General features: G+C 65.9%; 22 protein-coding genes and 1 tRNA gene. 14 read left to right on the forward strand and 9 right to left on the reverse strand.

Annotated elements, in window-relative coordinates; translation table 11 throughout:
- Nucleotides 1-215: 215 nt before the first annotated feature.
- Nucleotides 216-1199, reverse strand: coding sequence for a TauD/TfdA family dioxygenase (locus ACIGKQ_RS09460; RefSeq protein ID WP_235725340.1), 984 nt, complete (start codon nucleotides 1197-1199; stop codon nucleotides 216-218).
- A 101-nt stretch (nucleotides 1200-1300) separates the two neighbouring features.
- The gene (locus ACIGKQ_RS09465) at nucleotides 1301-3646 is read right to left on the reverse strand and encodes an arylsulfatase (protein WP_396573381.1); all 2346 of its coding nucleotides are present in this window, start codon (nucleotides 3644-3646) and stop codon (nucleotides 1301-1303) included.
- 240 nt (nucleotides 3647-3886) lie between these two features.
- On the opposite strand from ACIGKQ_RS09465, the gene ACIGKQ_RS09470 reads away from it, so the two are divergent.
- The 4 genes from ACIGKQ_RS09470 to ACIGKQ_RS09485 are packed head-to-tail and all read left to right on the forward strand — an operon-like array spanning nucleotide 3887 to nucleotide 9032.
- Nucleotides 3887-5476 (forward strand): ABC transporter substrate-binding protein, encoded by a 1590-nt coding sequence (locus ACIGKQ_RS09470; protein ID WP_266059698.1) that lies wholly within the window; start codon nucleotides 3887-3889, stop codon nucleotides 5474-5476.
- A gap of 3 nt (nucleotides 5477-5479) precedes the next feature.
- Complete coding sequence (locus ACIGKQ_RS09475; RefSeq protein ID WP_396573384.1) at nucleotides 5480-6439, forward strand: ABC transporter permease; 960 nt, start codon at nucleotides 5480-5482, stop codon at nucleotides 6437-6439.
- Nucleotides 6436-7380, forward strand: coding sequence for an ABC transporter permease (locus ACIGKQ_RS09480; protein ID WP_235725336.1), 945 nt, complete (start codon nucleotides 6436-6438; stop codon nucleotides 7378-7380). Before ACIGKQ_RS09475 ends, ACIGKQ_RS09480 begins: the two co-directional genes overlap by 4 nt.
- Nucleotides 7377-9032 (forward strand): ABC transporter ATP-binding protein, encoded by a 1656-nt coding sequence (locus ACIGKQ_RS09485; protein ID WP_235725335.1) that lies wholly within the window; start codon nucleotides 7377-7379, stop codon nucleotides 9030-9032. The genes ACIGKQ_RS09480 and ACIGKQ_RS09485 overlap by 4 nt, the downstream gene beginning before the upstream one ends.
- A 21-nt stretch (nucleotides 9033-9053) precedes the next feature.
- Here ACIGKQ_RS09485 and ACIGKQ_RS09490 read toward each other — a convergent pair whose 3' ends face one another.
- From ACIGKQ_RS09490 to ACIGKQ_RS09500, 3 genes are all read right to left on the reverse strand, one after another.
- Entirely contained in the window at nucleotides 9054-10688 is a 1635-nt protein-coding gene (locus ACIGKQ_RS09490; protein WP_287015533.1) for a cation:proton antiporter family protein, read from the reverse strand.
- A 144-nt stretch (nucleotides 10689-10832) separates the two neighbouring features.
- Nucleotides 10833-10904, reverse strand: a tRNA-Gln gene (locus ACIGKQ_RS09495).
- A gap of 112 nt (nucleotides 10905-11016) precedes the next feature.
- Nucleotides 11017-11772 (reverse strand): SDR family oxidoreductase, encoded by a 756-nt coding sequence (locus tag ACIGKQ_RS09500; RefSeq protein ID WP_396573387.1) that lies wholly within the window; start codon nucleotides 11770-11772, stop codon nucleotides 11017-11019.
- 126 nt (nucleotides 11773-11898) lie between these two features.
- On the opposite strand from ACIGKQ_RS09500, the gene glmU reads away from it, so the two are divergent.
- The 3 genes from glmU to arsC are packed head-to-tail and all read left to right on the forward strand — an operon-like array spanning nucleotide 11899 to nucleotide 14779.
- Nucleotides 11899-13380: a bifunctional UDP-N-acetylglucosamine diphosphorylase/glucosamine-1-phosphate N-acetyltransferase GlmU gene (glmU, locus tag ACIGKQ_RS09505; protein WP_396573389.1), complete on the forward strand. Its 1482-nt coding sequence runs from the start codon at nucleotides 11899-11901 to the stop codon at nucleotides 13378-13380.
- A 30-nt stretch (nucleotides 13381-13410) separates the two neighbouring features.
- Entirely contained in the window at nucleotides 13411-14388 is a 978-nt protein-coding gene (locus tag ACIGKQ_RS09510) for a ribose-phosphate diphosphokinase (RefSeq protein ID WP_235725332.1), read from the forward strand.
- A 49-nt stretch (nucleotides 14389-14437) separates the two neighbouring features.
- Complete coding sequence (gene arsC, locus ACIGKQ_RS09515) at nucleotides 14438-14779, forward strand: arsenate reductase (glutaredoxin) (protein ID WP_235725331.1); 342 nt, start codon at nucleotides 14438-14440, stop codon at nucleotides 14777-14779.
- A 9-nt stretch (nucleotides 14780-14788) separates the two neighbouring features.
- Here the strand turns inward: arsC and ACIGKQ_RS09520 are convergent, their stop codons facing one another.
- The 4 genes from ACIGKQ_RS09520 to ACIGKQ_RS09535 all read right to left on the reverse strand — a co-directional run bounded on the left by ACIGKQ_RS09520 (nucleotide 14789) and on the right by ACIGKQ_RS09535 (nucleotide 17528).
- A complete protein-coding gene (locus ACIGKQ_RS09520) occupies nucleotides 14789-15232 on the reverse strand; it encodes a limonene-1,2-epoxide hydrolase family protein (RefSeq protein ID WP_235725330.1) in 444 nt (147 codons plus the stop codon).
- 237 nt (nucleotides 15233-15469) lie between these two features.
- A complete protein-coding gene (locus ACIGKQ_RS09525) occupies nucleotides 15470-15739 on the reverse strand; it encodes a hypothetical protein (protein WP_235725329.1) in 270 nt (89 codons plus the stop codon).
- Nucleotides 15736-16134, reverse strand: coding sequence for a hypothetical protein (locus ACIGKQ_RS09530; protein ID WP_235725328.1), 399 nt, complete (start codon nucleotides 16132-16134; stop codon nucleotides 15736-15738). Before ACIGKQ_RS09530 ends, ACIGKQ_RS09525 begins: the two co-directional genes overlap by 4 nt.
- A gap of 146 nt (nucleotides 16135-16280) precedes the next feature.
- Nucleotides 16281-17528: a WXG100 family type VII secretion target gene (locus ACIGKQ_RS09535; RefSeq protein WP_396573392.1), complete on the reverse strand. Its 1248-nt coding sequence runs from the start codon at nucleotides 17526-17528 to the stop codon at nucleotides 16281-16283.
- A 387-nt stretch (nucleotides 17529-17915) separates the two neighbouring features.
- Between ACIGKQ_RS09535 and ACIGKQ_RS09540 the strand changes: the two genes are divergently transcribed.
- The 7 genes from ACIGKQ_RS09540 to ACIGKQ_RS09570 all read left to right on the forward strand — a co-directional run bounded on the left by ACIGKQ_RS09540 (nucleotide 17916) and on the right by ACIGKQ_RS09570 (nucleotide 25949).
- Nucleotides 17916-18548, forward strand: coding sequence for a 50S ribosomal protein L25/general stress protein Ctc (locus tag ACIGKQ_RS09540; RefSeq protein WP_396573394.1), 633 nt, complete (start codon nucleotides 17916-17918; stop codon nucleotides 18546-18548).
- 20 nt (nucleotides 18549-18568) lie between these two features.
- Nucleotides 18569-19135, forward strand: coding sequence for an aminoacyl-tRNA hydrolase (pth, locus tag ACIGKQ_RS09545; protein ID WP_396573396.1), 567 nt, complete (start codon nucleotides 18569-18571; stop codon nucleotides 19133-19135).
- A 61-nt stretch (nucleotides 19136-19196) separates the two neighbouring features.
- On the forward strand, nucleotides 19197-21011 hold the full coding sequence (locus ACIGKQ_RS09550; RefSeq protein ID WP_396573398.1) for an SLC13 family permease: 1815 nt from the start codon (nucleotides 19197-19199) through the stop codon (nucleotides 21009-21011).
- Nucleotides 21012-21171: 160 nt separating this feature from the next.
- Nucleotides 21172-22191: a beta-ketoacyl-ACP synthase 3 gene (locus tag ACIGKQ_RS09555; protein WP_328713238.1), complete on the forward strand. Its 1020-nt coding sequence runs from the start codon at nucleotides 21172-21174 to the stop codon at nucleotides 22189-22191.
- A 284-nt stretch (nucleotides 22192-22475) separates the two neighbouring features.
- On the forward strand, nucleotides 22476-23492 hold the full coding sequence (locus ACIGKQ_RS09560) for a beta-ketoacyl-ACP synthase III (RefSeq protein WP_235725323.1): 1017 nt from the start codon (nucleotides 22476-22478) through the stop codon (nucleotides 23490-23492).
- Nucleotides 23493-23635: 143 nt separating this feature from the next.
- Complete coding sequence (locus ACIGKQ_RS09565) at nucleotides 23636-25249, forward strand: peptide chain release factor 3 (protein ID WP_235725322.1); 1614 nt, start codon at nucleotides 23636-23638, stop codon at nucleotides 25247-25249.
- A 25-nt stretch (nucleotides 25250-25274) separates the two neighbouring features.
- Nucleotides 25275-25949, forward strand: a complete 675-nt coding sequence (locus ACIGKQ_RS09570; RefSeq protein WP_396573400.1) for a hypothetical protein — start codon at nucleotides 25275-25277, stop codon at nucleotides 25947-25949.
- Nucleotide 25950 lies beyond the last annotated feature (1 nt).

Genomic DNA, 25950 nt, shown 5'->3' on the forward strand with positions numbered 1-25950 from the left:
GGTGGACCCTTCGTGACGCGGCCTCGCAAGCTCGGACGCTCCTCAGGGACCAGGGGACGCTCCCTCGCAAACGTGGTCGTTGCTCAGCCCCGGGGGACAGCATGTGGGTTCGCACGTACTCGCTGCGCCCCTCCATTTCTTCAACTACGGCACGGAGGCAACAAAAGGCCCCGACCCTGAGCAGTTGATGCTCAGGGCCGGGGCCTCGTGATGATTCAGGCTGCGAAAAGGGGAAGTCGAGCTGACTTCTCGACGCTGGAGTAGTGCGAGGCGTCGCCCTGCAGCACCTGGCTCCGTTGCCCTCGAACGTCAACCGGAACGTCACCGGCGAGGGTGATCCGGTGTAGCTCGCGCTGCTGATTGCCGTAGTCGGAGATGCCATAGTGCTGGGTCGCCCGGTTGTCCCAGATCACCACATCGCCGAGTCGCCAGTTCCAACGAAAGGTGTTCTCCAGCTTCGTGATGCGACTCTGCAGAAGCTGATACAACTCACCGAACTCGGCGGACTTGAGTCCTCGGAACTCCTTGGCGAAGTGACCGAGCAGCAGGCTGCGCTCACCGGTCTCCGGGTGTACCCGTACCACCGGATGCAGCGTCTGGTACTCCGCGCTGGTGAACTCCTTGTAGTGCTCGGACTTTCGGCTGATGTCGACGCCGCCCGACGGCTCGGACTGATTGACGTAGTCGTACAGATTGGTATGCGTGGCCCAGAGCTCTTCGGCCAACGCCCGCAGCGGTTTCGGTAACTGTTCGTAGGCGGCGACCGTCGAGGCCCAAGTGGTCGCGCCGCCGTAGGACGGCAGGGTAACCGCCCGCAGAATCGACGCCTTGGGGATGCGGTCGACGAAGGTGACATCGGAATGCCAGCTGTTGGCTGCACCCTCGATCGTCAGCAGCTGCGTCCCCCGCGATGTAACGGTCGGGTGGGGCGCGGTCTGCTCGCCGAGCAGGCCGGCGAACGCGTACTGCCCCGCGTCGTCGAGGTGATGTTGCCCCTCGAACACAACGGTCTTGTTGACTGCCAGGGCGAGCCGGATCGCCTCGACCTGCTCGGTCGGGAGATCACCACCGAGCCGGACCTGCCCGATCCGGGCACCGATGTGCTCTCCCAGCTTCTCGACGGTGATGCCCCCGTCGGCGTACACCTGCTGCGCCGCGCGCTCACGTTCCGTGCGGTCGTCGATCTGAGCCAGCGTCATTCCTAGAAACCTCTCGTGAATTCTTTTGTTTCAACGTTTTTCATCTCAGCACCGATGACACCGACAAGGCGAGGTAACAATCATGCTGATCGCAACGCCGATCAGTCCGCCGACCGTTCGGCCGCCTCGTCGAGACCCCGCCGCACATCCACACCCACCCGCGTGGGGCCCGGGCGATACGTGACGGCCCGCAGCGCCGGACCGAATCGGAATACGCCACGGCGCTGGCGCAGTTCGGGGTCGACCGGACCGCGTGCGTCGAGTCCCACCGAGATGCCTGTCCAGGGCGCCATACCGACCAGCTGGACCTGGTCGTCGAGCTTCACAATCGTCGACGCCTCGCCGTCACACACCGCCTCGACCGTGAGGTTCCAGCGCACCGACGGTGTCGCGGAGGCGCGCAGACACAACGCGGTCGCGCCGTCCGGCAGCCGACCCGACTCCCGCCGGACGCGGCCATAGGCGTTGTACACCAGGTGCACGGCTGCCGCTTCCACGTACAGCAGATAGCCGCCCTGCTGGTCGCCGTGCGCGACGATCACCCCCTCGTCGTCGGCGGTCCAGCCCTCAAGTTCCGCCTCCACCACGAAGTCGCGGTAGGCGATCAGGCGGCTCGACCGGTAGCGCTCCAACGTCGGTGTGCCGGCGAGAATCCGGATCGGATCGCTCAACCGCGCCTCCGCGGGCCGTCGACGTAGCTGATCTGCGGGACGGTCGTACAGCGGGAACACCGTGTTGCGCCAGGCCGCGGCATCCCACGCGGCGGCCAGCTCGGCAACCTTGTCGGGATGTCGGGCGGCGAGATCGGTGGTTTCGGCCGGGTCCGTGGTCACGTCGTACAGTTCCCACGCCGGATCGTCGACGGAGGCCGGGTCCCGGTGTAGTGACACCAGTTTCCAGCCGTCCCGGTAGTAGCCGCGGTGCCCACCGAACTCCGCGTACTGCTCGGTGTGCGGTGACTGGGCATCACGGTCACGCAGGACGTCGGCGATGCTGACACCGTCGCGCTCCTGAGCGGGCCGCCCGTGGCGGTGGTCCGGTGTGTCGACCCCGGCGAGTTCGAGCAGGGTGGGCACGAGATCGGTGACGTAGGAGAACTGACGACGTACACCGGTGTCGTCGGCCGCCCGGGGCAGTCCGTTCGGCCAGGACACGACGAATGGAACCCGCACGCCGCCGGCGAAGGTCTGCCCCTTGTAGAAGCGGAACGGGGTATTGGACGCCTGCCCCCAGCCGCGTGGGTAGTGCACCCCGAGTGCGGCCGAACCGATCAGATCCTGGTCGTGCGGCACGTCGCGTTCCCAGTCGGGTGGCACCGGACCGTGCACGAATTGGCTGAAGTACGAACGCGTCCCAACCGGTCCACCCTCGGCGGTGCCGCCGTTGTCCGAGGTGAACACGATGATCGTGTTGTCGAGCTCACCGAGTTGCTCAAGGGTGTCGACCACTCGTCCGACGCTCTGGTCGACGCTGTCGACCATCGCTGCGTACACCTCCTGGTAGCGCTGGAATCGCTCCTGCTCTGTGGGTTCGAGGTCATCCCACAGCGGTGCGTCGAACCCGGGCTCGGTGTTGCGTTCCGCCATCGGGGTGTCCGGGTCGAACAGCCCGTTCTCGATCTGTCGCTGGAACCGTTGCCGCCGGACCTCATCCCAGCCCTGGCCGTAGCGACCGCGATACTTCGCGAGATCGGCCTCCTTCACCTGGTGCGGTCCGTGCATCGCGATGTGCGCGAAGTACAGGAAGAACGGCTTCGTCGGGGCCTGCGCGCGCAACGCGGTGATCTGGGAGATCGCACGGTCGGTCAGGTCATCGGTGACGTAGTAGTCATCGGGGTACTCGGCGACGTCGACGACGGTGTTGTCGGCGATCAGCTGGTTCGGGTAGAAGAACGAGTTGAGTCCCTCCAGTGAACCGTAGTAGCTGTCGAAACCGCGCTGCACCGGCCACGAGCTGCGGTCGCGTCCCGGGCCCATGTTCGCATCTCGCACCAGATGCCACTTCCCCACCGCATACGTGGCATATCCACCGGCACGCAGGATCTCCGGCAATGTCAGCACATCGTCGGCGAGTTCGAGTCGTAGCCCCGGAAACCCGGGATCGGAGTTCGCCACACTGCCATAACCCGCCCGATGCGGGTTCAGCCCGGTCAGCAGCGCCGCGCGCGACGGTGAGCACACCGGGGTGGTGTGGTAATTGGACAACCGGAACCCGTTGCGCGCCAGCCGGTCGATGTTGGGTGTGTCGATCTCCGCGCCGAACGGCGAGATGTCGGAATAGCCCATGTCGTCGACGAGGATCACCACGATGTTCGGAGCACCGGCCGGGGCCGTCGGTTCCTCCGGCCACCATGGCCGCGACACCGAACTCGTGCGGCCGATCACCCCGTCGAAGCCGTCGTAACCACGCGCGCCCGCCGGCAGATCAGTTCTGTCCGCTTGTGCCATCGCTTGTCTCCCTGCACATCACATCGAGCCTCGCGCCCGAACACCGAGCACGTTCGGCCAAGGTCAACCGCCTGTCAAGGGTTCGATCCGAGCGAAATTCAACGACGCGGACCACCCGTTCGATCCCCATACTGGATGTCGATTCTTCGCCCGTGCACACGTTTTCGATTCCGATGAGTGTACGGATCCCGTGTGGTCGGCCATCACCGATCACCTCGACCCGACAGAGATGTGATCACCATGCCCCGACACCGAGGTGCCCGCGCCGCTGCGGTCATCGTCGCCATCTTGCTCGCGCTGGCCGCTGTAGGATGCGAGTCCGCGGTTTCGCAGCAGCAGCACTCGACCGCGCCCGCCGCACCCGGAGACCCCACACCCCGCGGCGGCGACCTGCGGGTCGGCGTGCTCGGCGACCTCTCGCCGAAGGCGTTCCTGCAGATCGGGACCGGGTCGATGAACGGTCAGGTGGTGGCCAATGCCTTCGACACCCTCATCCGGTACGCCCGTGACTCACTGACCGTCGAACCGTCGTTGGCGACCGCCTGGCAACTCGCGCCCGACGGCCGCTCCCTCACGCTCGATCTCCGAACCGACGCCACCTTCCACGACGGCCGTCCGTTCGTGTCGTCGGATGTGGAGAACTCGATCAAGGCATATCTGGGTGGACCGTGGACGCCACAGTTCAAGCGCACCGCCGCCGCCATCGACGAGTTCGACACGTCTGATCCCCACCGAGTGATCCTGCGCTTCGCACACCCGTTGAGCAATATCTTCGATCTGCTCGACTCAGCGCCCATCATCGACCAGAACACCCTGCCCGCATTGAAGGCCGGCACCGCATTCAACGGCACCGGGCCGTTCCGTTTCGAGTCGTGGCAACCGAATTCCACTGTCCGACTCGTCCGCAATGAGCACTACTGGGGCGGGTCACCGGCTCTGGATTCGGTAACTTTCGTCGTCGTCCGCGATAACCAGTCACTGTTCACCCGCCTACGCACCGGGCAGATCGACGTCGCCGACGGCCTGAGTTATCACGATCAGCAACTGGTGACCCAGCGGTATGGCTTCACCGGGATCACCCTGACCGGCGCCGAGTCGCAGGAATACGTGGGGATCAACGTCACCAACCCGGCGCTCGCCGATGTCCGCGTACGCCAGGCGATCGCGTACGCCATCGACCGGCCACGCATCATCAACGACGTCTTCCGCGGCAGCGGATACACCGTCAATCTGCCGTGGCCGAAGTGGTCACCGGCGTATCGCGCGAACGCGAACACCACCTACACCCGCGATCTCCAAAAGGCCCGTGCGCTGGTGAGCCAGGTCGGCTCCATACCTCCCTTGACACTGGACTATTCGACCCAGGGCAACGACAGGGTGATTGCCGAGATCGTCCAGTCGAATCTCGCCGCTGTCGGCATCGAGGTGCGCTTGGTGCCCAACGACCAGACCCAGCAGGCGTCGAAGCTGATCGGTGGCAAGTTCGACGGACTCTGGCTGCTACAGCACGCCTTCGCCCAGTTCACCCCGTCAACTCTCGCCGTGTCCGCCTATCCGTTCAACGCGGCGAAGAACTCGTCGAACTACTCGAACCCGGAGTATTCCGCGGCTGCGGAGGAGGCATGGACGGTCCGCGACAGTTCCTCTCCGGAAGCGCTCGCCGCTTACCGCGAACTCGACGAAGCCTGGCTGCGTGATCTGTTTCTCATAGAGATCGGCGTGGTGCTGCGCCAGGTGGCCACCGCACCGTCGGTCGGCGATGTCGACTGGGACCGTCGCAACCAATTGCACTTCGCCGGAACCTATCTCACTTCGCCAGGAAAGCAGTAACCAATGACCGGATACCTTCTGCGCCGCGTTCCCACGGCCCTCGTCGTGCTCGCGGTCGCCTCGATTCTGATCTTCGCCGTCCTCCGACTGATCCCCGGTGGGCCCGAGGCAGCACTGGCCGGTCCGGATGCATCGCCCGCCCAACTGGCGGCGATCCGGCACGACCTGGGTCTCGACCAGGCATTCATCACCCAATACCTGTCCTGGCTCGGTGACATCCTCACCCTCGACCTCGGCACGAGTTACCAGGTCGGCGGCAGCATCACCGACCTCATCGGGTTCGGACTCACCAACACACTCATCCTCACCGGTGCGGCACTGGTCATCGCGATCGTCCTCGCGCTGGCCCTCGGGCTGACCGCAGTGCTGTTCGAGAACCGCTATGTCAACGCGATACTCACCGTCGTCAACGCGGCCGCGATCGCATTGCCCACGTTTGTGGTCGGCACCGTGCTCATCCTCGTTTTCGGCGTGCAGTTGCGTCTGCTGCCGGCCGGCGGCATACCGCCGAACGGATTCACCGACTCCCTACAGATCAGCGCGCAGTACCTCATCCTGCCCGCGCTCACCCTCGGGCTACCCGCGGGCGCGATGCTCGCGCGGTTCCTGACCGAATCGCTGCGCACCGAGCTGCAGCAGCCATACGTGCTCACCGCGCGGGCGCTGGGCGCGTCCCGGACCGACATCGTGCTCAAGCACGCGCTGCGAAACGCGCTGCCACCCACGTTGACCGCCCTCGGCATCACCGTCGGCGCACTTCTTGGGGGCGCCGTGCTGGTCGAATCCATCTTCGGGTGGCCCGGGCTGGGGCTGCTCACCGAGGAGGGCATCTTCGCCCGTGACTATCCCCTCGTCCAGGTCCTGATCCTCTTGTCGGTCGCGGTGTTCGTGATCATCCAGCTCCTCGCCGACATCGTCCACGCCTGGCTCGACCCCCGAATCCGACTGGCAGGTGACCGATGACCACCCATCCCAGCAGTGTGTCCACCACCGACACGTCGCCGACGACCTCGACCCAGCCCGATCCCGATCTGGTTCCCGGCCTGCTCCCGGAGAGTCCCGGCGACCGGGAGGCGCGACATCCTCGAACACCGCTGTGGCGCAGCCTATTGCACGGCACCGGACTGGTCGGCAGCATCCTCGTGCTCACCGTGATCCTGGTGGGGACGCTCGGTCCGCTGTTCACCCCATACGGGCCCACGCAGCAGATCGACGGCGCCTACCTGCTGCAGCCCGGCCTCGATCACTGGTTCGGTACCGATGACGTCAACCGCGACATCGCGACCCGGGTCCTCTACGGGATCCGTACCGACCTGCTGATCATCTTCCTCGCGGTCCCGATCGGTGCCGCGCTGGGTGTGATCGCGGGTCTGCTCACCGTCGCCCACCCCGTCACCGACGTGATCGCCCAGCGCGTGTTCGACGTGATCCTCGCGTTTCCCGCGCTCATCCTGGGGATCACCATGACCGCGGTACTCGGGCCGGGAGCCGTGACGGTAGGGGTCGTGATCGCGCTCGCCGAGATCCCGATCTTCGGCCGTCTCACCCGCACCTCGGTACTGCGCGTGCGGGAACTCCCCTACGTGGAGGCGGCCCGGGTGAGCGGTGCGACCACGTCACGCATCCTGCTGCGCCACGTTCTCCCCCACTCACTGGAGGCGTTGTCGGTGCAGTTCGCCCTGTCGCTGTCGCTTGCAGTCTTCATCGAGGGCGCGCTCAGTTATCTCGGTGTGGGCGTGGTCGCCCCGGCCCCGTCGCTGGGGTCGATTCTGGCCGGGGGCAACGGATACCTGGAAACCAACCCATGGTTCTCGCTCGGACCGCTGATCGTCGTCTCGATCCTCGTGCTGGGCTTCTACTTGATCGCCCAATCGATTTCACATGACCGGAGGATTCGCCGATGACCGCCGACCTGACCCCGCCCGCGCTCACCGTCGACGACCTGCGAGTCCGCTTCGACTACCCCCGACCGGCCGTATCGGGTATCAGCCTGTCGGTCGATCGCGGCGAGATCCTCGCACTGGTCGGCGAATCCGGCTCCGGCAAGACGATCACCGCACAAGCGGCCATCGGCTTGCTGCCGGCCGCCGCGCACGCGTCAGGGTCGGTGAAGGTGGACGGGATCGAGGTACTCGACGCAACGGAACCACAGTTGCGAGCGTTGCGTGGCAATCGTGTCGCGATGGTCTTCCAAGAACCGCAGACCGCCCTCAACCCGTCGCAGACAGTGGGATGGCAGCTGCGACAGGCCCTCCGCGCACACCGGCGGGTGACACGGACGCAGGCACGCCGACGAGCAGTCGAGCTGCTGACGCTGGTCGAGATCGACGAACCGGAGGTTCGGGTCGACCAGTATCCCCACCAGCTGTCCGGTGGGCAGAAGCAACGCGTGGTGATCGCGCTCGCGTTGGCGAATGATCCGGTGTTGCTGCTGGCCGACGAACCGACGACGGCGCTCGACGTGTCGGTGCAGCAAGAGATCCTGGGACTCCTACGTCGGCTGCGCGACCGTACCCGCGCCGGAATCCTGTTGATCACCCACAACCTCGGCGTCGTCGCCGACATCGCCGACCGCGTCGTGGTGGTGCAGCTCGGTGAGGTCGTCGAGACCGGCGACGTGCACGAGATCTTCGCACGCCCCACGCAGCCCTACACCCGACAACTGCTTGCCGCCGTGCCGAGACTGCCCGACGGTCTCGACGACGACCCGATATCCGACACCTGCGCGCCGACGATCACCGATGTCACAGAGCAGCCGGTCCTCACCGTCGAGAACGTCACGGTCACCCATCCCGGTCGTCTCGGTTCGCCACCGCGCACCGCGCTCGATGCGGTGTCGTTGAGCATCGGTCGCGGCGAGGTGGTGGGCGTGGTGGGTGAATCCGGCTCGGGCAAGACCACACTCGGACGTGCCATCGGCGGTCTCGTTCCCGCCCGCGCCGGCCGTATCCTGATCGACGGCGAGGACATCGCAACATTGTCCCGAACGCGGCTGCGCGAGTTACGCCGCAAGCTCGCCTTCGTACCGCAGGACCCGAGCGCGTCCCTCGATCCGCGATTCACCGTCGCGGAGTCCATTCGCGAACCACTCGAGATCCAGGACATCGGCACGCGCGCCCAGCGCGACACGCGGGTCGCCGAACTCCTGTCCGCGGTGGCACTCCCCCGCCCGTTCGCCGACCGTCTGCCGCACGAACTGTCCGGCGGTCAACGCCAGCGGGTGGCGCTGGCCCGTGCACTCTCGGCCGACCCGGAACTGCTGATCGCCGACGAACCGACCAGCGCACTCGACGTGTCGGTGCAGGCGCGGGTGCTCGACCTCTTTGCCGACCTACAGGAGGAGTTCGGGTTCGCGGCCGTCTTCATCAGCCACGACCTCGCCGTGGTCGAACGGGTGGCCGATCGAGTGGTCGTGTTGCGCGGTGGCCGGGTGGTCGAGACCGGCGATGCGCGAACTGTACTCACCGTCCCGACCGACCCGTACACCAAGGCTCTCGTCGACGCGGTGCCGTACCCGGATCCGGTGGTACAGCGCCGAAGTCGGGTTACGGCGTGACGATCGTGGCGCGCCGGCGGATCACGAGTTCTCGCCGGAGTGTCTCTCCGTCGTCGGCGGGTCCGGCGGTTCGTCGCCGCGATCGCCATCGCCGGCGACCTGATCGGCCAGCTCCAGGCCGGCGCCCGCATAGACGTTGAAGGCGATGCCGACGCCATGGTCCTTGGCCCACTGCACCTCATCGTCGTAGCGGGCCACCGCGGCAACCCGGCCGCTGAATCCCGATTCGCGCAGGCATTCGAGCGCAGTCACGTTGGCGCCGTGACGCGGCATCGCCAGCACGGCGATGCGCACCGAATCCGAATGCCGCAATTGGTTCCAGAAGTCCAGGTCGGTGGCGTCTCCCTCGATGACCCGCAGGCCTGCGTCGGCGAGTCGCCCGATTCGTGGCCCGTCGTAGTCGACACCCACCACCCGTAGGCCGTAATGGTCGGTCAGCCGCTGATATGCGGCGAAGCCGACGCGTCCCATCCCGATCACCACAACCTCGGCATCGCCGGCGTCGCCGGGACGCTCCTCCGGGTGCAGGGTGCGTTCGTCCTGGGCGGGCAGCCGAGTGGCGATCTTCTCCACCATCAGGTGGCCGCGCCCGTTGACCAGCGCCGATACCACAAAACTCAGGGCCACCGCGATCGACATCTCCACCAGCCAGGCCTCGGCGAGCAGCCCGGTGGTCACCCCGACGGACACCACGATCAGGCCGAACTCCGAGTAGTTCATCAATCCGAGCCCGGCGAGGATTGCGGTGCGATAGCGAAGCTTGAGCATCGACAGCAACGCCACGTACCAGGCCGCCTTGAACGGCAGCAGCAACACCATCAGCAGCGCGACGCCGATGGTGGGCAGATCCGGCAGCCCCGTCAGACCGATCGACACGAAGAAGGCGACGAGCAGCAGTTCCTTGAGATGGAACAGCGACCGCGCCAACTCCGATGAGGCGGGATGCGAGGCCAGCAGAACGCCGACGATGAGTGCGCCGAGGTCGCCCTTGAGCCCGACGGCGGTGAACCACGCGTAGCCCGGAACCAACGCCATCACGATGCCGAACAGCGACTGCATCTCGCCGTGTCCGAGGCGCCCCCAGATCTTGCGCAACACCTGGGTCAACGGCCACAACGCGATCAGGGTCAGCGCCCACGGACTCGGCGGGTGCCCGCCACTCACGGTCAGGAAGACCACCGCCACGATGTCCTGCATCACCAGGATGCCGATGGCGATGCGGCCGTACAGCGAATGTGATTCGCCACGTTCCTCGAGGATCTTGACCACGAACACCGTGCTGGAGAACGACAGCGCGAAGGCGAGAAGGGCGATCGTCTGCACACTCTGACCGGCCAGCATCGCCATCCCTGCCACGGCCGCCACCCACATCGCGATGCTGCCGAGCACCACGCTGATCACCATGTGCACCGACGTCGTCAACCACACCTCGCGCCGGAGCAGGATCCGGACGTCGAGTTTGAGTCCGATCGCGAAGAGCAGCAGGGTGACACCCAGATCCGCCAGCACGTCCAGCTGGGGCAGATCCTCGACGTTCATCGCGTTGAGCACGAATCCGGCGGCCAGGAAGCCGACCAACGGAGGCAGCCGCAGCGCCATGGCGAGGCCGCCCAGACCGAAGGTGACGACGAGATAGACGGCGATAACCTCTGTCACGCATTCCCCTGTTCCTCGGGCGCGGGCGATCGCCGGGGCCGGCGACGGCGCTGGTGCTGTCGGAGGTCTCAGTATCCCGACAAATGTCGGATTCCGCTGTGGACCGTCCGCCTCGAGAAATTACGGATGCGACGAAAGTCAGTGCTCCCCCACCAGGACTCGAACCTGGAATGCCTGAACCAAAATCAGAAGTGTTGCCGATTACACCATGGGGGATTACGCGCAGACGATTGTGCCACAGGCACCGCCCACGCTTCTGGCCGCACCTGCAGGGTCTGGCCGCGGTGTCCACCGCAAGCCGGAACCCGCAGGTGCGGCCGAAACGAGATCAGTCCTTCGGACCGCCCGCGGCGTAGACCACCTGGCCGGAGATGAAGCCGGCGCCTTCGCTGACGAAGAACGAGGCGAGGTGCGCGATGTCCTCCGGTGCGCCCACGCGGTTCACCGGGATCTCCTTCGCGGCGGCGGCCTTGAAATCGTCGAACGACACCTTCATGCGCTCGGCGGTCGCTGCGGTCATCTCGGTGGCGATGAAGCCGGGGGCGATCGCGTTGGCGGTGACGCCGAATTTGCCCAGCTCGATCGCGAGGGTCTTGGTGAAGCCCTGCATGCCCGCCTTGGCGGCCGAGTAATTGGCCTGGCCGCGGTTTCCCAGCGCCGAGGTGCTCGACAAGTTAACGATGCGACCCCAGCCGGCGTCGACCATGTGCTTCTGGCAGGCCTTGCTCATGTTGAACGCACCGCGCAGGTGCACACCCATGACCGCATCCCAGTCGTCGACGGTCATCTTGAACAGCATGTTGTCGCGGATGATGCCTGCGTTGTTGATCAGCACCGTCGGCGGGCCCAGTTCCTGGGCGACCTTGGCGACGGCCGCGGCAACCGAGTCTTCGCTGGACACGTCGGCGCCGACCGCGATGGCCTTGCCGCCGGCGTCGGTGATGGCCTTGACGACATCGGCGCAGGAATCTTCGTTGAGGTCGAGGACCGCCACGGCGAGCCCGTCGGACGCCAGGCGCTTGGCGACGCCCGCGCCGATGCCCCGCGCGGCTCCGGTGACGATCGCGACTTTCTGAGTGCTCATGGGTGTACCTCCGTTGGTCTGGGGCGGTCTGTCGCCTCACTGTTTCTATCAGGCCCGATCAATCGCTCGGTATCGCGTGGCGGGTCAGGGGCTTGGCGGTCCGGCGACTGCGTACTATCGGGCCACATGACGGAGACGTCCACCCCCTCGACCGCTGTCATCGTCCTCGCCGCCGGCGCAGGCACGCGGATGAAGTCGAAGACACCGAAAATACTGCACAGCCTGGCCGGACGGTCACTGGTCGGGCACGCTCTGCATGGCGCCGCCGGGATCGATCCGTCGGATCTGATCGCCGTCGTCGGTCACGAACGTGAACGGGTGACCGCAGCGGTCACCGAGATCGGGGCGCATCTGGCCTGCACCGTCTCGGTGGCCGTGCAGGAACAACCTCTGGGCACCGGTGACGCGGCGCGTGCGGGTCTGGCCGGGCTTCCCGACGATTTCGCCGGGACCGTCGTCGTCACTGCCGCCGACGTGCCACTGCTCGACGCGGCGACCCTGCGCGCGCTCGTCGCCGCCCACACCGCCGATGGTGGCGCCGGGGTGACCCTGACGAGTTTCATCGCCGATGACCCGACCGGGTACGGCCGCATCATCCGGACCAACGATTCCCTCGTGCAGGCGATCGTGGAGCACAAGGATGCCAGCGCCGAGCAGCGCGCGATCACCGAGGTGAATGCCGGGATCTACGCCTTCGACGCGGCGCTGTTGCGGTCTGCGCTCGCCGAACTGTCGACCGACAACGTGCAGGGCGAGTTCTACCTGACCGGTGTCATCGAGATCGCCCGCACCGCCGAGCACACGGTCCGCGCGTTCACCGTCGACGACCCGATGCTCGTCGCCGGCTGCAACGACCGCGCGCAGCTCGCCGACCTCGCCGCCGAGCTCAATCGACGCATCATCCGCCGCCATCAGCTCGCCGGGGTAACCGTGGTGGACCCGGCCACCACATGGATCGATGTGGAAGTGAGCATCGGTACCGATGTCCGGATCGAACCGGGCACCCAGCTGCACGGTGCCACCGCCATCGCCGACGACGCGCATGTCGGCCCCGACTCCACCCTGCGCGACGTCACCGTCGGGTCCGGCGCCTCGGTGATCCGCACACACGGCAGTGAGTCCGAGATCGGCGCCAACGCCACCGTCGGACCGTTCGCTTATCTGCGCCCCGGCACCCGCCTCGGAGTGGGCGGCAAGATCGGCACTTTCGTGGAAACGAAGAAAGCCGACATCGGCGCCGGCTCCAAGATCCCGCACCTCACCTACGTCGGCGACGCGACGATCGGTGAGCAATCCAACATCGGCGCGTCCAGCGTGTTCGTGAATTATGACGGCGTGGCGAAACACCGTACGGTGATCGGGTCCCATTGTCGTACCGGGTCTGACAACATGTTTGTCGCACCCGTGCAGGTTGGGGACGGCGCCTACACGGGAGCGGGTACGGTCTTGCGGGACGATGTCCCGCCCGGCGCGCTCGCGGTGTCGGCAGGACAACAACGCAATATCGAGAACTGGGTGGTGCGTAAGCGCCCGGACACCGAGTCGGCGCGCGCTGCACTCGATGCCCAACAGACCGACCGCCCGGCGGGTCACCAGCCCGGTGCCTGACCGCAGCACACCTCTAGCAGAAGAGTTTTCATGACCTGGACCACGGACAACCAGAAGAACTTGATGCTGTTCTCTGGCCGCGCGCATCCCGACCTCGCTCAGGCCGTCGCCGACGAGCTCGGCATCAAGGTGACCCCGCAGACCGCGCGCGACTTCGCCAACGGTGAGATCTTCGTCCGGTTCGAGGAATCCGTCCGGGGTTCCGACGCATTCGTCCTGCAGAGCTGCCCGTACCCGTTGAACCAGTGGGTGATGGAGGCGCTGATCATGATCGACGCGCTCAAGCGTGGATCGGCCAAGCGCATCAGTGTGATCCTTCCCTTCTATCCGTACGCGCGTCAGGACAAGAAGCATCGCGGTCGTGAGCCGATCTCCGCGCGCCTGATCGCCGATCTACTCAAGGCCGCGGGCGCCGACCGCATCATCACCGTCGATCTGCACACCGACCAGATCCAGGGCTTCTTCGACGGTCCCGTCGATCACATGCATGCACAGGGTCAGCTCGCCGAGTACGTCCGGGACAACTACGGCACCGACAACGTCACCGTCGTCTCGCCCGATTCCGGTCGTGTGCGGGTGGCGGAGAAGTGGGCCGACTCCCTCAACGGGGCGCCGCTGGCCTTCATCCACAAGACCCGTGATCCGCTGGTGCCCAACCAGGTGAAGTCCAACCGGGTGGTCGGTGAGGTCGAGGGCCGCACCTGCGTGCTGATCGACGACATGATCGACACCGGCGGCACCATCGCCGGCGCCGTCAAGGTCCTCAAGGACGCCGGTGCGGGCGACGTCATCATCGCCACCACCCATGGTGTGTTTTCCGACCCGGCCGCCGAACGGCTCGCGAATTGCGGCGCCAAAGAGGTCATCGCCACGGACACCCTGCCGATCGGCGAGGACAAGCAGTTCGAGAACCTGACGGTGTTGTCGATCGCGCCACTGCTCGCCCAGACGATCCGCGAGGTCTTCGAGAACGGTTCGGTGACGAGCCTGTTCAACGGCAGCGCGTAGGCCCGATACTCACGACTTGGCTGACGCCGCACCAGGTATGGTGTGCTGCGTGGACGCGACGATCTATCACAACCCGAAGTGCACGACCTCCCGCAAGGCGCTGCAGAAGTTGCGGGAGGCGGGCGTCGAGCCGACGATCGTCAAGTACCTCGATCAGCCCTACACTCGCGAACAGTTGTCGACGATGTTCGCCGACGCGGGCGTCACGGCTCATCAGGCCGCTCGCAAGCGTGAGTCGCTGTACAAGGAACTCGGACTGGCCGATGCCTCCGAGGACGCGGTTCTCGACGCCATGGTGGCGCATCCGGTTCTCGTCGAGCGCCCGTTCGTGGTGACCGACAAGGGAACCCGGTTGGGGCGACCGCTGGAGACGATCGACGAGATTCTCTGACCGACTGCCCTAGACGGCAACGACTTTCGGCGGCAGCGGTTTGCGTAGGGGTGGGATCACGGCGCCAAGCAGTCCCCGTACGAGCGCCTTGGTCATGTCGTAGTAGTCGAAGTAGTCCCGCCACACGGTGATCCGCCCCTCGCGGACCTCAAAGCGACCGCAGACCCAGAACTGCATGACGACCGGCCCGAACCGGAGTTCATCGACGCGTTCGGTGAGCACCACCGGACCGTCGGCCGTGACGTTGACCATCCGGTAGTTGAAGCCGACCCATGAATACCTGTCCATCCCGGAGAAAATGCCGGCCACCTTCCGCTTGCCGTGCACGGTCGGCAGCGAGACATTGGTGTAGGCGATGTTCTCGTCGACGTTCTCCAGAGCCGCGGCCGTGTCGGAGCGCGCGAGATCGTCGAGGAAGGTCGTGACGATGTCGATCGGTGTCTGCGATGTCATGGGGTCAGTATGCCTGTGACGAGGCGTCACGTGAACCACATCCGCCTGTCATTTCCCCCAGCCGAGACCAGGTCGCAGGCCCCACCGACGCCGAAACCCTGGCCGCTGGCTGCGTCTTGAGACGCAGCGCGCTCGGCGGCACAACCCGATGCCGCTGCTGCGGCGACGAATACGCACGCCAGCGATATCGCAGTTCGCACGGTCCACCGATGCGTCACGGCAGCAACTCTCCTTGTCTCACTCAGAGGTCAGCCATCCGCTACGGCGGGAATCACGGTAGGCCTGTTCCGCGCGATCCTCGAACTCGGACTGCGCAAGGGCTGCCTGTCGCTGCGTCTCGAGCCGTTCGCTCTCCTGCCGGTCCTGCTCTGCCCGTTCGCGTTCGCGACGCTCGTGTTCGAGACGGTCGGCGTGGGCTTGCAGTCGCGCTGTCGTGGTTCCAAGCCGGTCAAGCGATTCGAAGAGCCGCCGCTTCGCGCTCTCGAACTCCGGGGGTAGGTTGCTCACGGGGTCAGTCCGGTGTTGTGCAGGAGCTTCTCGAAGTGCGGGATGAACTGCTGGCACACGCTCGTCGGACTCGCAGTGGCCGACGGTTCACCGACACCTGATGCCGCAGCGGGCATGACGACGATATCGACCGACTCACCACCGCCTTCCGCGTCTTCCGGCACGAGCACCCCGAGACAATCCTGGTCCGGGATGGTGGCTGCATTCACGAGAAGCTTGCCGCTCGGTATCGCAAGCTCTTGTCCGCCGGCCTGCATGGGCGCGCTCGACGACGATCTGATCGAGTAAGACGCTGCCCCATTGCGACCTGACCATTCACAGCCATCGGTCGTTTCACTCGCCTCGACCACCTGCGCTTCACCGATCAACTCACTGACCTCATCCGCGTTGAGCACAGCGCAGTTCCCTGTCATCGTCACGCTGCCGCCGGCGTGTGAGGTCGTGGTCGCGGACGTGCTGACCGCCGAATCTGTCTCCGAACCGCACGCCACCGTCGACAAGCCGATCGCCAGAATCATCCCCCCAACAGCCACCCGACGCTTCATCGTCCGTCTTGCCATGCTGATTCCCCTTCTTCAACGCGGTATCCGGATTCTTCGCGGTCCGTGAGATGTTCGGTCCTGGCCAGGGTGATCACGTCCTGGCCGATCTGGCGTCGGCGATCGATCTCGGCAACCTGATGCTTGTAGGGCTCAAGCTGAGCCGCAATTTCGGCCTCACCCCGCTCCTGCAGATACCCCACCGGGTCCTGAGCGAATTCGATGAACGCGCGCAAGTCATCGATCGCATTCTCGATGTCTTGTACGGCAGGCAGGATGACGTCGCCGATTGCCTTCAGCAGGCTGATCAACGTGTCTGCCCAGGCGACAACACCGACTCCGGGGATGGCCTTGGCGAGCGCCTTCACCACGCCCTTTTTCTCACCGAGGTCGACGAATCGCGCGAACTCCTCGACGATGGCGTTGACCACCGCTTGCACGGATTCCTCGAACTGGGTGGCCGCTTTGTCGAGGCCCTCGTGCAACATTCGGCCGAGCGCGGCCTCCCACTCGATGTAGTTCGCGGTGTTCTGCGCATATTCCGCAAAAGCCTGGGCGGACAAACCGTCCCACGACGGTTCGAGCTTCGCAGTGCCGTCCGTGACGTCGTTTCCGATCGTTCCGATGGCTGTGCCCGACGTTCCGTAGGTGGCGCCGATCCTGCGGAGCTCCTCCCAATTGCCGACGAGCGGTTCGAGCGCATGCTTCACCGGACTCCACCCGGCGTAGGTCTCGACCTTCGCATCGATATCGGCCAGCCAGCCGGCCTTCTCCCGGACCAACTCGCGGACGTCTGCCTCCCCCTTCGGCGGCTCCGTCACATCGATCGGCGTGGGAGTCCCGTAGCTCACCGGGTGGGGGTAGTCGTCGACGACGAGCTTCTTGCGGCTGTTTAATGGATCCATCTCGATGTGCGGGCCGTTCTCGCCCGGGCCGCGGTCAACGGAGTGCGTATGTGCCCGCAAGGCATCGGCGTTCTCGTGATCCGTTTGACTGAACAGCCAGGCTGTCTTGCGCAATCCGGTGGACATCGTCGCCAGGTTGGTGGAGATGGTTCCCCACCGGTGGTGGGTGCTGAAGTGCAGTTCGTTGATCGGCCCGCTCACGATGCCCAGCAGGCCCTCGAACCCGGATGACGCATTGGCCGTGTTGAGCAGGTCTCTCGCCCGCCCGAAGTCCGCGTAGTTCTCCCCGACGAAATTCCCGAAACCGGCAATCTCCGCCGGCTCGGCTTTGAACGTTTCCCCCATGCCCCCGCTTGTTCCCCCAACTCGATCTGCCCGATTCCCACTCGGTCACAGACTTGGACGCACCGTACCCGCGATCGGTTCCAACGATTTCGGCGGACGCACCGTGGAACCGGCAAGTGGGTGGCCTCGATACGCCTCCACACAGACGCTCACCCGACCGGCAAACCGGACCGGGCCAACGCGCATGTGACATCCGCCCTGGCCATCGGCTATCCTTGCCGACGTTGTCACGGCGAGGGTGGGCATCCACCGTAATCGGCGCGACCACCGCGAATCTTCTCCGCGGGCCATCTGGAGCCTGCACGTTGGTTGCCGGTCGTCGTCGCTCGTCGCGACCGACCCAAACCACCGCGGTTCATTCCGAACCGCCGAATGAGGAGAAGAACAATGGCGACTCAGGCCTCCAAGCTGACCGTCGGTGTCCGCACCGAAAAGGGCAAGGGCGCAGCGCGTCGTGCCCGCCGCGAGGGAAAGGTTCCCGCCGTGCTGTACGGCCACGGCACCGACCCGCAGCACTTGAGCCTCCCGGCACTCGAATTCGCCGCGATCCTGCGTGCCAACGGCGTCAACGCGGTCATCGACCTCGACATCGAGGGCTCCAGCCAGCTCGCACTGACCAAGCAGGTCGACGTCCACCCGATCCGCAACTACATCGAGCACGCCGACCTGCTCGTCATCCGTCGCGGCGAGAAGGTCACCGTCGAGGTCTACGTCGTCGTCGAGGGTGAGGCAGCGCCGGGCACCCTGGTCACCCAGGACGCCAGCACCATCGAGATCGAGGCCGACGCGCTCTCGATCCCGGAACAGATCACCGTCGACGTCGAAGGTGTCGAGGCGGGCAACGCCGTGCATGCCTCCGATCTGGCCCTGCCCGAGGGCGTCACGCTGATCAGCGATCCCGACACCCTCGTCGTCGCCATCAATGAGGCCCCGTCGGCCTCGGCGCTGGAAGAAGAGGCCGAAGAGGCCGGTGCCGAGACTCCCGGTACCGATGAGCCCGCCGAAGAGTCGGCCGAATAGTCACCGACGTTCCGTCGAGAATGAAATTGATTGTCGGGCTGGGTAATCCCGGTCCGAAGTACGAGAAGACGAGGCACAACATCGGCGCGATGGTCGCCGATGGCCTCGTCGCCTCGGCCGGCGAGCGGTGGAAACTGCACAAGAAGTCGGGCGCGCAGGTCGCCCCGATCACCGTCGCCGGCCATCAGGTACTCGTTGCGAAACCACGCAACTACATGAACGAGTGCGGCCGTCAGATCGGCCCACTCGCGAAGTTCTACTCCGTACCACCCGCCGACCTGATCGTGCTGCACGACGAACTCGACATCGACTTCGGTCAGCTACGTCTCAAGCAGGGCGGCGGCGAGGGCGGACACAACGGTCTGCGCTCGATCAGTCAGGCCATCGGTTCCCGCGACTATCTCCGAATTCGGCTTGGCATCGGACGGCCCCCCGGACGTCAGGACCCGGCCGACTTCGTCCTGAAGCCGTTTCCCTCGGCAGCGCGCACCGAGGTGGAGTTGCTGATCGGCCGCGGCGTCGACGCCGCCGAGCTCCTGGTCTCACACGGTCTTGAAGCCGCGCAGAACACCGTCCACGCGTGGTGAGTGGCCCTGGTCCTGCGTGACATCGACTGCGGACAGGCGACCGTGATGCAACGATGAGACGGTGTCCGACGCCACGCTGAGCCTGGTGATCCTCGCCGTCACCATTGCCCTCTTCGTCTGGAATCGGCTGCCCGTCGGCGTGGTCGCCATCGCCTCGGCGCTGGCACTCTACTTCTGCGGACTGATCGACTTGGCCGGTCTCACCGCAGGACTCGGCGACAACGTGATCGTGTTCATCGCGGCGCTGTTCGTGGTGAGCGAAGGACTCGAGGCCTCCGGCATCACCGCGTGGGCCGGACGACTGCTGACCCGGGCTGCCGGTACCGGCCGGGTGCGGGTGCTCGGGGCGATCACCGTTCTGTCGGCGTTTCTGTCCGCGCTCATCACCATCAATGGTGCGGCCGCCGCATTGGTGCCGGTGACCGTCGCCGTGGCACGGCACGCCTTCATGCTGCCCTCCAAGGTGTTGATCCCACTGGCCTACGCCTGCAGCGCCGGGTCGATGCTCACGCTCAGCGGCAGTCCGGTGAACGTCATCGTCAACGACGCGGCCCGCACCGCCACCGGCAACGGATTCTCCTACTTCGAATTCGGCCTCATCGGCATTCCCCTGGTCGTCGTCACGTTCGCGGTGATCGCGATCTTCGGTGATCGACTGCTGCCGGACCGCCGCTCCACGGCGCTGCCCGCCGACTTCAGCAACTATCTCGGCACCGTCGTGGACCATTACGGACTCGGTGAACGCGTCTACCGTCTGCATGTCGGGGCCGAGTCGAGCTGCGTCGGCACGCCGGTACGCGATGCCGTGGCGTCGGACACCTCCGACGTGCTGCCGATCGCCGCGCAGGGCGGTCTCGGCGCCGGGCTCGTCGAATCCGGGCATCGACTCCAGAACGGCGATGTCCTGGTGGTGTCCGGATCCGGGCAGGCAGTCGACGACTTCGCGCGCAGTTGCGAGTTGACCGTCGAGGACGTGGCCGGACGGCATGCCCGGTCCGGACGACTGATCGATCGCGATGCCGGCGTGAGCGAGGTGGTCATTCCGCCACGTTCGGAGTGGATCGGCAGCAAGGTGTGCCCCGGAATGGTGCGTTCCGAGGACGGCCTGCTGGTCATGTCGATCCGCCGGCGCAACAAGGACGTCGGCCCGCGGTCGGTGGAACTCGTCGAGGGCGACACCATGTTGGTGCACGGCCCGTGGCGTGCCATCGATGCCCTCGCCGACAACCAGCAGGTGTTGGTCGTCGGCTCCTCCGAGCAGCTACGCCGCCAGACCGTCGCTCTCGGCCACAGCGCGCCACGTGCGGGCGTGATCCTGGTGGCGATGATCGCCCTGCTCGCCAGCGGTGCGGTACCTCCGGTGGTGGCCGGGCTGCTCGCCGCGCTGGCCATGGTCGTCAGCAAGGTCATCACCTCCGAACAGGCGTATCGCGCAGTGTCATGGCCGACGGTGGTGCTCATCGCGGCACTCATCCCGATGTCGTCTGCGATCACCGACAGCGGCGGAGCAGAACTGATCGCCCAGCCGATTGTGGACCTGGTGGCCGACCGCAGCGCCTACCTGTTGCTGATCGTGTTGTTCCTGCTCACCGCCATTCTCGGGCAGTTCATCAGCAACGCCGCCACGACTTTGATCGTGATCCCGATCGCGCTGGCCGCAGCAGCCGACATCGGTGTCGATCCCCGGCCGATCCTGATGCTGGTGTGTACCGCGGCCGCCGCGGCGGTGCTGACACCGATCGCCACTCCGGCGAACATGATCGTGATGAATCCCGGCGGATACCGGTTCGGCGATTACTGGCGACTCGGCGTGATCGTGATGGCGTGCTGGCTGGTCATCGCGGTCCTGCTGATACCGGTGTTCTGGCCGCTGTAGCAGGTCGCGCATGCCGCACACCCTCCCGAACACAGATCTGCCGCTGGCCGGCGGCGTGGTTACTTCCCGGTAAAGACATGCCTACAATCGCAGCGTCCGATCAACGACGAACGGAGTCAGCGTGGGCATTGCGGCAAACACCGGCCACCAGAACGTAGCGATGCTGGGCATCGGCGCCTACCGGCCGCGCCGGCTGGTCTCCAACGACGAGGTCTGCGAAGTACTCGACTCGAACGACGAGTGGATCTTTGAGCGCAGCGGTATCCGCAACCGTCGATGGATCAGCGGCGATGAGTCGGCGCGCTCGATGGCGGCGGCCGCCGCCGAGCGGGCGATCCGCAACTCCGGGGTGCCCAAGGAGAAGATCGGCGCCCTCATCCTGGCCACCAACAGCTGGAAGACGAAGATCCCGCACGGCGGCCCGATCGTGGCGTTCGACATCGGGCTCAACGGCATTCCCGCCTACGATGTCGCGGCCGGCTGCGGCGGCTTCGGCTACGGCCTGGGCATCGCCGCCGACACCGTGCGCGCAGGCTCCGCAGAGTATGTCCTGGTGGTCGGGGTGGAGACCATGTCGGTGGTGATGGAACCCACCGACCGCAACACCGCCTTCATCTTCGGCGACGGGGCCGGCGCCGTCGTCGTCGGGCCAAGTGAACTCAACGGAATCTCGCCCACGGTCTGGGGTAGCGACGGTGAGAATGCGGAGGCCATCGGTCAGAACTACGACATCCCCGAGTACATGGACCGTGCACAGGAGTTCCAGCACAAGGACCCCGCCACCGACCCGGTCGGGCGGATGGTGGTGACCATGCAGGGGCCACGTGTTTTCCGCTGGGCCGCCATCACCCTGCCCAAGGCCCTGACGACCGTGCTGGAGACCTCCGGCGTCGGCATCGAGGACATCGAGGTCTTCGTGCCACATCAGGCCAATGCCCGGATCAACGAGCTGATGAAGAAAAACCTTGGTCTGGCCGACGAGATCCCCATGGCCAACGACATCGAGAACACCGGCAACACGTCGGCCGCCTCGATCCCGCTGGCGATGGAAGAGATGCTCGCGACCGGCAAGGCCACCGGCGGCCAGATCGCCCTGCTCCTCGGGTTCGGTGCCGGACTGAGTTACGCCGGCGCGGTCGTGACGCTTCCGCCGGCGCCGACGGAGACGAGCTTGCGCTGAGGTGTGGGGTGGGTTTCGATACGGCTCCTCGCTACGCTCGTCACCTACTCAACCCAAGGGTTTCGATACGGAGGACTCGCCGCCACCCGGTGATCGAGTAGACGCGAGCGAGCGCAGCGAGCCCGCGGCGTATCGAGATCACGAAACCCGCCCGCTCCCCGTCCAGCACACGGCCGTGTCCCCCGCAACACCGTGTACACGCCGGCAACGACGAACGGGCTACTTCCCAGTAGGGCCGCAATGTGAGACCGTCTATGTCGGGTCGCATAGGGAAAGGGACACGCATGGCTGTCATCGCGGACACCACCGGGATCAACAACATCGGGATGCTCGGCATCGGTGCCTATCGGCCCGAACGGGTCGTCACCAACGACGAGATCTGTGAACACATCGACTCGTCGGACGAGTGGATCTACACCCGGACCGGCATCAAGACCCGCCGCTTCGCCCGCCGCGACGAGGATGTTACCGAAATGGCCGTCCACGCCGGCCGCACAGCGATCGCCAACGCCTTGCTGTCCGGTTCCGACATCGACGCGGTCATCCTCGCCACCAACACCCACCTGCTGCTGACGCCGGCCGGAGCGACCAGGGTCGCCACCGAACTGGGCGCCAACGGCGTTCCCGCATTCGACGTGACCGTGGGCTGTGCGGGCTTCGGCTACGCGATGGCGTTGGCGTCGGACATGGTGCGCGGCGGAAGCGCTACCCACGTCCTGGTGATCGGCGCCGAGCAGCTGTCGGTCACGCTCGACATGACCGACCGCAGCAACTGCTTCATCTTCGGCGACGGTGCCGGCGCCGTGGTGGTCGGGCCGACCGAGGATCAGCAGCTCGGGCCGGTCGTCTGGGGCAGCGACGGCTCGCAGTTCGACGCGATCCGCCAGGACATCGACTGGGTCACCTTCCTCGACAGCGACCGCACCCAGCGGCCGTACGTGCGGCTGCAGGGAACTGCGGTGTTCCGCTGGGCCGCTTTCGAGATGGGCAAGGTCGCGCAGCGCGCGCTCGAGGCCGCCAAGATCGGCTCCGAAGACGTCGACGTCTTTGTCCCCCACCAGGCCAACACGCGCATCAACGACCTGCTTGCCAAGACGCTGCACCTGCGCGAGGGGGTTCCGGTCGCCAACGACATCGAGCACACCGGCAATACCTCGGCCGCGTCGATCCCGTTGGCCATGGAAGAACTGCTGTCCACCGGTGCCGCCAAGCCCGGCGACACCGCGCTGCTGCTCGGCTATGGCGCCGGCCTCAGCTACGCCGCACAGGTCGTCAAGATGCCGCCGGTCCCGTTCGAATAGCCACCACCTTCCTCGCGCGTCCACCACTTGTTCGCGCGCGCAGCGTCGTGCGCGCGACCACGGTGGACGTGCGAGAACCGAACCATGTTCGGACCCGGCGCGCGATTTTGCCCGGTGAGCGCGCCGGGCGGTAGCCTCGTCGGGTGAGTTCAGATGCTGCCACCGTGTCCCACGAGGTGAAGCGGCGTCGCACCTTCGCCATCATCAGTCATCCCGACGCCGGTAAGTCGACGATGACCGAGGCGCTGGCGCTGCACGCGCGCATGATCAGCGAGGCCGGCGCCATCCACGGCAAGGCCGGCCGCAAGTCGACGGTATCGGACTGGATGGAAATGGAGAAGGCGCGCGGAATCTCGGTGAGTTCCACCGCGCTGCAGTTCAACTACGCCTCCGAGCACTCCACCGACGACGTCCCGAACGTCATCAACCTCGTGGATACCCCCGGTCACGCCGATTTCTCCGAGGACACCTACCGGGTGCTGACAGCCGTCGACGCCGCGGTCATGCTGATCGACGCCGCCAAGGGCCTCGAACCGCAGACCCTCAAGCTGTTCCAGGTCTGTCGCCATCGCGGCATCCCGGTGATCACCGTGATCAACAAATGGGACCGGCCCGGCCAGACGCCGCTCGAACTCATCGACGAGATCACCGAACGCATCGGCCTCATCCCCACACCGCTCTACTTCCCGGTCGGCATCGCCGGCGACTTCCGAGGACTCCTCGACCGCCGCAGCGGCGAGTACATCCGTTTCACCCGTACCGCCGGTGGGGCGAAGGTGGCCCCGGAGGAGATCCTCGACGGCGACGCGGCTGCCGCACGCGAGGGCGACGAGTGGACGGCAGCGCTCGAGGAGAGTGAATTGCTCGGCGAGATGGGCCAGGACCACGATCAGGAGATGTTCCTGGCCGGCCAGACGTCGCCGATGATCTTTGCGTCGGCCATGCTCAATTTCGGTGTGCGACAACTGCTCGAGACGCTGGTCGAACTCGCACCACCCCCGGCCGGTCGCGCCGATATCGACGGATCGGTTCGGTCGGTCACCGACCCGTTCAGCGCCGTGGTCTTCAAGGTGCAGGCGGGAATGGACACCAGTCATCGAGATCGCCTGGCCTACATGCGGATCGTGTCCGGCGAATTCGAGCGCGGCATGGTAGTGACACACGCACAGACCGGAAAACCCTTCGCCACCAAGTACGCCCAGGCGGTATTCGGTCGGGACCGCTCCACCGTCGACCGAGCCTACCCGGGTGACGTCGTGGGCCTGGTGAACGCGATGGCGTTGGCACCCGGCGACACGTTGTACATCGATTCGAAGGTGCAGTACCCACCGATCCCGTCGTTTGCGCCCGAGCACTTCTCGGCGATCCGCGTCAACACCGCCGACAAGTACAAGCAGTTCCGCAAGGCGATGGAGCAGATGGACAGCGAAGGCGTGGTTCAGGTCTTGCGCAACGAACTGCGCGGCGACGCCTCGCCCGTCCTCGCCGCCGTCGGGCCGATGCAGTTCGAGGTGGTCACGGCCCGGATGAAATCCGAGTTCAACGTCGACACCACCATCGAACCGCTCGGCTACTCATTGGCCCGGCGTACCGACGCCGACAGCGCCGCCGATCTCGGCCGCCAACGCGGAGTTGAGGTGTTCACTCGCACCGACGGAGCGCTCCTGGCTCTGTTCAGCGACAAGTGGCGACTGCAGTTCATCCAGAAGGAACATCCCGACCTGATGCTCGAACCCCTTGTCGCCGCTGCGGACTGAGCCCGCACGACGGGTTTCGACACCGGTGATCGCGCTTGCGGCCGCGGCGGTCACGCTCGGTCCGCTCACCGGATGCGGGTCCGGCGATCACGACCCGGACGGCCCATCGAGTTCGAGACCGGCCACGGCCGCGGTTGCCCCGGTCGACGCCGCCGAATGCCGCGAACGACCGGCCGGGGGACGAATCGACCGAGCCGGCCATGATCTCGAGTTCCGTTCCGGCAGTATGCACGTAGCCATCGCCGGCACAGGTGCCGACGGTGCGGCCGGATCGGCCTGCTACGGATTCACCAAGTGGGGTAACGCCGATCCGTCGGTGCCGCCGGACAGCCTGTTGTTCGTGTTCACCGGACCGGGTGACGACGGTGCACAGCTGGAACTACTAGTGGGTGACCTCACCGGTGGCGTCCTGCCACCGATCGGCGGCGTTCGTCCGCGTGTGGGCCCGCTCGACGCCCCCATCGATTCGTCGGTCGGCGTCACGGTGGGGGGCACGTACTATCACTCCGCGACATGTCAGCTGACGGTCACCGCGATGTCGTCGGAGCGGGCCGCCGGCACCTTCACCTGCTCGGCGGCCACACGATCGCACAGCAACCCGTTCGCACCCAACGAGGACATCGACGAGGACTCCGAAACCGAAACCACCGTCAGCGACGCCAGTGTGACACTCTCGGGGTGGTTCGAGACGACGCCGTGAC

Origin of the sequence: Gordonia sp. NPDC062954 (assembly GCF_044543825.1) — a bacterium.
Lineage (GTDB): Bacteria > Actinomycetota > Actinomycetes > Mycobacteriales > Mycobacteriaceae > Gordonia > Gordonia tangerina.